Raw genomic sequence first — 5,537 nt, 5'->3', positions numbered from 1 at the left:
CGCCCCCGCCGCCCGGCGGGGGCGGGAACACACCGGCGGCGGGCCCGCCACAGCGCCGCGCCCGCCGCACCGCTCTCCGGCGGGGCGTCTCAGGCTCTGCCGTGCGCCGCCCGGGACCGGCGCGCCGCCGAGTCCAGCGCCACCGCCAGCGCCAGCACCAGACCGGTCACGATGAACCGGAACGACGAATCCAGGTCCAGCAGCGTCAGCCCGCTGGAGATCGACTGGATCACCAGAATCCCCAGCAGCGCCGAGAACGCGCTGCCCCGGCCGCCGAACAGGGACGTCCCGCCGATCACCGCCGCCGCGATCGCGTTCAGATTGACGTCCCCGGCGCCGCTCGCCTGATTCGCCGCCGCCAGCCGGGACGCCGCCAGCACCCCGCCGAGCGCGGCCAGCGACGAACAGAGCACGAACGCCGAGGTGTAGACGCGCCGTACGTTGATCCCGGCCCGCCGCGCCGCCTCCGCGTTGCCGCCGACCGCGAACACCGAACGGCCCCACGCGGTACGGGTCAGCGCGTAGTTCACCACCAGCACGAGCCCCACGAACGCCACCACCATCCAGCCCACACCCCGGCCCTGGTACAGATACCGGACGGCCAGCACCCCGCCCACCAGCACCACCGCGCTGCGCGCCACCAGCAGCGGGGCCGGCCGCGCCGACAGACCGGCCGCGCGCCGGGCGCGGGCCAGCCCGTACCCGGTGCGGAACAGCACCAGCGCGGCGGCCACCACCAGCAGATACGACAGCCACGCGGGCACGAACGCCAGCTGCGCGAAGCGCACGAGGGCCGAGTCGTAGGGCAGATTGATCGCGCCCGTGCTGCCCAGCAGATACAGCTGGAGCCCCAGGAAGCTGAGCAGCCCGGCCAGCGTCGCCACGAAGCTGGGCACCCCGAGCCGGGTGACCAGCTGCGCGTACAGCCAGCCGATCGCCGCACCCGACCCGATCGCCGCCGCCAGCGCGAACGGCAGCGGCCAGCCGGAGTTGACGAACGTCACGGCGGTCAGCGCCGCGGACAGCCCGCTGACCGAGCCGACCGACAGATCGATCTGGCCCACCAGCAGCACACACACCACACCGAGCGCGATCACCCCGACCGCGACCGACTCCATCAGCAGATTCACCAGATTGGCGCTGGAGAGGAACGCCGGGTTGAGGATCTGGAACACCGTCCAGATCACCACCAGACCGGCGACGATCGGCAGCGGCCCCACATCGCCGGCCCGCAGCCGCCCCCAGCCGGCCCGCAGCACGGCCCGCCACCCGCCCCCGTGCCGCAGCCGCTCGTCCAGCAGATCCAGCGGGGCGGCGGCCTCGCTCTCACGTGTCGTCATCGCTCCCCCTGTGGTCCTCCGGAACGGGCACCGCGCCCACGATCGCCGCGATGATGTCCTGCTCGGACACCGCGGACGCCGCGAACACCCCGTTGTTGCGGCCCAGCCGCAGCACGGCCACCCGGTCCGCCACCGCCCGGACGTCCGCCATGTTGTGACTGATCATGATCACGCCGAGGCCGCGGTCCCGCAGCCGCTCGATCAGCGCCAGCACCTCGGCCGTCTGCGCCACCCCCAGCGCGGCCGTCGGCTCGTCCAGGACGATGACCTTCGGATCGCCCAGCAGCGACCGGGCGATCGCCACCGTCTGCCGCTGGCCGCCCGACAGCGAGGCCACCGGCACCCGTACGGTCGGGATCTTCGCCGACAACTGCCGCAGCAGCTCCCAGGAGCGCAGCTCCATGGCGACCTCGTCCAGCCGGGAGCGCCGCAGCTCACGGCCGAGGAACAGGTTCTCGACGACGTTGAGGTTCTCGCACAGCGCCAGGTCCTGGAACACCGTGGCGATGCCCAGCGCGTGCGCGCCCGCCGGCGAACCGATCGTCACCGGCGCGCCCTCGAAGGCGATCGTGCCGCTGTCCGCCCGGTGCACCCCGGCCAGCACCTTCACCAGCGTGGACTTGCCCGCCCCGTTGTCCCCGACCACGGCGACCACCTCACCGGCCGCCACCTCCAGATCGACCTCGCTGAGCGCCGCCACCGCCCCGAAGTTCTTGCTGATGCCGCGCAGCGACAGCACCACTGACATCCCGTGCCCCCTCAGCCCGCGTCGGCGATGCCGAGCGCCGCGCACGCCGCCGCGTACGGGGCGGTGCACACCTCGGCGGCGGTCAGCTGATCGGAGGAGGCCAGCACCTCGGCGAGGTTGTCCGCCGTCACCACGGTCGGCTCGAAGAGCTGCGCGGGCGTGTCGAACAGGGTGGTCTCACCGGCCGGTTCCTCGCCCTGGAGGAACTGCCACGTCACCTCGGCCGCCGCCTCCGCCACGACCTTGATGGGCTTGGAGATGGTGTTGAACTGGTCGCCGGAGGCGATCCGCTGCGCCGCCGCCACCTCGAAGTCGTTGCCGGTGACGGGCGGCACCTCGACCCCCGCCGCCTTGAACGCGGCGATCGCGCCGCCCCCCGTCCCGTCGTTGGCCGCCACCACCCCGGCGATCCCGTCACCGAACCGGGTGATCTGGCCGCCCACCCACTCCTGCGCCTTGGCCGGCTGCCAGTCGGGGGTGTCGTACTCGGCCAGCAGCTCGAAACCGCTGTCGTCGATCGCGTTGTGGATGCCCTGCTTGATCAGCCCGGCGGCGGCGTCGGTGGGGGAGCCGTTCACCTGGAGCAGCCCGCCCTCGGCGCCGGTGGCCTCCAGCTCCTCGACCAGCGAGCGGCCGATGGACTCGCCGATCGCCTCGTTGTCGAAGGATATGTAGTAGTCGGGCGGTGTCCCCAGGACCGGCCGGTCGTAGGCGATCACCGGAACGCCCTGCGCGCGGGCGGTGTTCACGATGCCCGCCGCCGCGTTGGAGTCGACCGGGTCGATGACGATGGCGCTCACCCCCTGCGCCAGGGCGGAGTTGGCCTGCTGCTGCTGGCGGGAGGCGTCGGCGTTCGCGTTGTTGTAGATCACCTCGCAGTCGCCGCACAGCTCCGTCATCCGCGCCTCGAACAGCGGGCTGTCGTACAGCTCGTAGCGGGGCGAGGCGATGTCCGGCATGAGGAAGGCGATCTTGTCGCCCCCGCCGCCCGCGCCGTCACCGGAGTCGTCGGCGGCACAGCCGGCGGTGGTGGCGGCGGTCAGGGCGATGAGGACGGCGGCGGTCAGCGGGAGAGGTCGGCGTCTGCGCACGGCGGTCTGTCCTTTCACGGCGGGTCACGGCGGTTCACGGCGTTCACGGCGTCGGGACGGTGCGGTTCAGGGAGAGCAGGGCCGCCGGGGCGGCGGCGTCGGCGGGCAGGACGATCTCGGTGAGCGCCACGTTCTCGATCCGGGGGAAGACCCGGCGGTAGTGACGCAGCGGCAGGCCCAGCAGCCGGCACAGCGCCAGCCGCAGCACGGTGCTGTGCGCGACGACCAGCACGGTACGGTCGCCGTGCCGGGCCACCACGCCGCGCAGCGCCGCGACCGCCCGGTCGGCGGCCTCACCCGGCGGTTCGGCCCCGGGGAAGGTGTGCGCGACCGGATCGGCCACGAACCGGCGCACCAGCTCCGGATCCGCCTCCCGCCGGGTACGCCCCTCCAGCTCGCCGAAGTCGGCCTCGCGCAGCCCCGGTTCCCGCTCGATGCTGGTGCCGACGGCCTCGGCTGCCGGACCGGCGGTGCGCATCGCCCGCCCCAGCGGCGAACTGACCACCACCTGGACGCCCTCGGCGACGGCGGCGCGGGCCAGTGCCCCGGCCTGCCGCTCCCCGGCGGCGGTCAGCGCCGGGTCGGTGCGGGCGCCCGCGTACCGGTTCTCCCGGTGCCACACGGTCTCCGCGTGCCGCACCAGCACCAGCCGCCCGGCCGTGCCGCGTTGTGTCGTCCCGGTCATGGCGTGCTCCTTCGCAGGCGGTGGCGGTGGCGGTGGCGGCGGCGGTGGCGCGGCCCGGTCCGGTCCTTCGCGGCGAGACCGCGCCTGCGGCCCCCTGCCGGGTCCGACCCCCCGGCAGGGCCCCGCGACACGCCCCCGGACCGCGGGAGGGCGGGCCGGTGCGGAGAACGCGCTCCGGCGGCGCGGATACGGGTCATGGCCGGGCTCCGTTCGCCGGATGCAGCAGCGGTTCGCCCCGGCGCCAGCGGTCGGCCTCGGCCGCCACCATGCGCGCGGCGCGTTCCGCCACCGCCCGGCTCGCGCCCGCCAGATGCGGGGTCAGCACCAGGTGCGGCGCCCCGCGCAGCGGATGGTCGGCCGGCAGCGGCTCCACGTCGTACACATCGAGCGCCGCCGCGAACAGGTGCCCGTCGTGGAGCGCGGCGGCCAGCGCCCCGTAGTCGAGCAGCCCGCCGCGCGCGCAGTTCACCAGCACCGCCCCGCGCGGCAGCGCGGCCAGTTCGGCGGCGCCGATCAGGCCCGCCGTCTCCGGCGTCAGCCGCGCGTGCAGCGACAGCACACTGCTGGACGCCAGCAGCTCCGGCAGTTCCACCACCCGCACCCCGGCCGGCAGCGCCGCCGGGTCCGCGTACGGGTCGGCCACCAGCACCCGCGCCCCCAGCGCGGTCAGCGCCGCCGCCACCCGCGCGCCGACCGCCCCGGCACCGACCAGGCCGACCGTGGCGCCCTCGATCTCCAGCCCCGTCGCCTCGTACGCGTACTGGGAACTCTCCCAGCGCCCCGCCAGCACACTCGCGTGCACCTGCGGGACGCGCCGCATGGCCGCCAGCATCAGCGCCAGCGTGTGCTCGGCCGTCGAGGCGGCGTTGCGGCCCGGCGCGTACGTCACCGCCACCCCGTGCTCGGCCGCCGCCGCCAGGTCGGCGTTCACCGGGCCGCCGCGCGACACCGCGAACAGCTCCAGGTCCGGGCAGGCCCGCAGCACCCGCCGGGTCAGCGGCGCCATCTGGGTCAGGCACACCCGCACCCCGTCCAGCGCCTCGATCAGCTCCTCCTCCGAGCCCGACGCCTCCACCACCTCCCCGACCGGCCCGAACGGCACGTGCGGCCACGGCAGTTCCAGCTCCCGCACCCGCCATGCCGCGCTGCCGCCGACGGCGTCCAGCGCCTCGATCAGCAGCCGGTTGAGCACGAAGTGGTCACCGGCGACCAGCACCGGGATCGGTTCGTCCACGGTCGTCGTCCCTTCCTCTCGCGCGGCCCAGCCAGCCGCGTCCGTCCAGCGCGGCCACCAGCGCCCGGTACCCGGGGGTGAGCCGCGCGGTACGTTCCGGGTCGGGCTCCAGCGTGCGGCGCACCCGGACCAGCCGGCGCGCCGCCGCCGGGATGTCGCCGCCCATGGCGCCTGCGGCCAGCACCGCCATGCCCAGGGCCGGTTCGGGGTTCTCCGGCAGCCGCACCGGCACCCCGAGCATGTCGCAGCGCAGCTGGTTCCACCACGGGTTGCGCGCCGCCCCGCCGGTGAAGCTCACCGCGCCGCCCACCTCGGCCCCCGACGCGGCGAGCACCTCGAAGGCGAGCCGTTCCAGATGGGCCACGCCCACGCACACGGCGGCGAAGACCGCCGCCGGGTCGCCGCGCACCTCCAGCGGGCCGTCCCCGAGAAAACCCTG

The 5,537-nt window shown here is 75.0% G+C and carries 6 protein-coding genes; all 6 read right to left on the bottom strand.

Features of this window, described 5'->3' with window-relative positions; translation table 11 throughout:
• Positions 1 to 89: 89 nt before the first annotated feature.
• Complete coding sequence (locus ACFV5N_RS24020) at positions 90 to 1,340, bottom strand: sugar ABC transporter permease (protein WP_385603516.1); 1,251 nt, start codon at positions 1,338 to 1,340, stop codon at positions 90 to 92.
• Positions 1,327 to 2,088 (bottom strand): ATP-binding cassette domain-containing protein, encoded by a 762-nt coding sequence (locus ACFV5N_RS24015; protein ID WP_385603513.1) that lies wholly within the window; start codon positions 2,086 to 2,088, stop codon positions 1,327 to 1,329. The genes ACFV5N_RS24020 and ACFV5N_RS24015 overlap by 14 nt, the downstream gene beginning before the upstream one ends.
• Positions 2,089 to 2,099: 11 nt before the next feature.
• On the bottom strand, positions 2,100 to 3,179 hold the full coding sequence (locus tag ACFV5N_RS24010; protein WP_385603510.1) for a sugar ABC transporter substrate-binding protein: 1,080 nt from the start codon (positions 3,177 to 3,179) through the stop codon (positions 2,100 to 2,102).
• A gap of 43 nt (positions 3,180 to 3,222) precedes the next feature.
• Positions 3,223 to 3,864, bottom strand: a complete 642-nt coding sequence (locus tag ACFV5N_RS24005; protein WP_385603507.1) for a histidine phosphatase family protein — start codon at positions 3,862 to 3,864, stop codon at positions 3,223 to 3,225.
• Between the two features lie 193 nt (positions 3,865 to 4,057).
• A complete protein-coding gene (locus ACFV5N_RS24000) occupies positions 4,058 to 5,098 on the bottom strand; it encodes an NAD(P)-dependent oxidoreductase (RefSeq protein WP_385603504.1) in 1,041 nt (346 codons plus the stop codon).
• A partial coding sequence (locus ACFV5N_RS23995) for an FGGY-family carbohydrate kinase (RefSeq protein WP_385603501.1) occupies positions 5,064 to 5,537 on the bottom strand: 474 nt, incomplete at its 5' end. The genes ACFV5N_RS24000 and ACFV5N_RS23995, both read right to left, overlap by 35 nt.

It is taken from the genome of Streptomyces sp. NPDC059853, from assembly GCF_042731495.1.
Lineage (GTDB): Bacteria > Actinomycetota > Actinomycetes > Streptomycetales > Streptomycetaceae > Streptomyces.
The sequence above is the reverse complement of the archived record's forward strand: the minus strand, read 5'-3'. Positions and strand labels throughout refer to the sequence as shown.

Coding starts and splice junctions, on each gene's coding strand:
- ACFV5N_RS24015 (WP_385603513.1), bottom strand. CDS start 2,088: ATGTCAGTGGTGCTGTCGCTGCGCGGCATCAGCAAGAACTTCGGGGCG.
- ACFV5N_RS24005 (WP_385603507.1), bottom strand. CDS start 3,864: ATGACCGGGACGACACAACGCGGCACGGCCGGGCGGCTGGTGCTGGTG.
- ACFV5N_RS24020 (WP_385603516.1), bottom strand. CDS start 1,340: ATGACGACACGTGAGAGCGAGGCCGCCGCCCCGCTGGATCTGCTGGAC.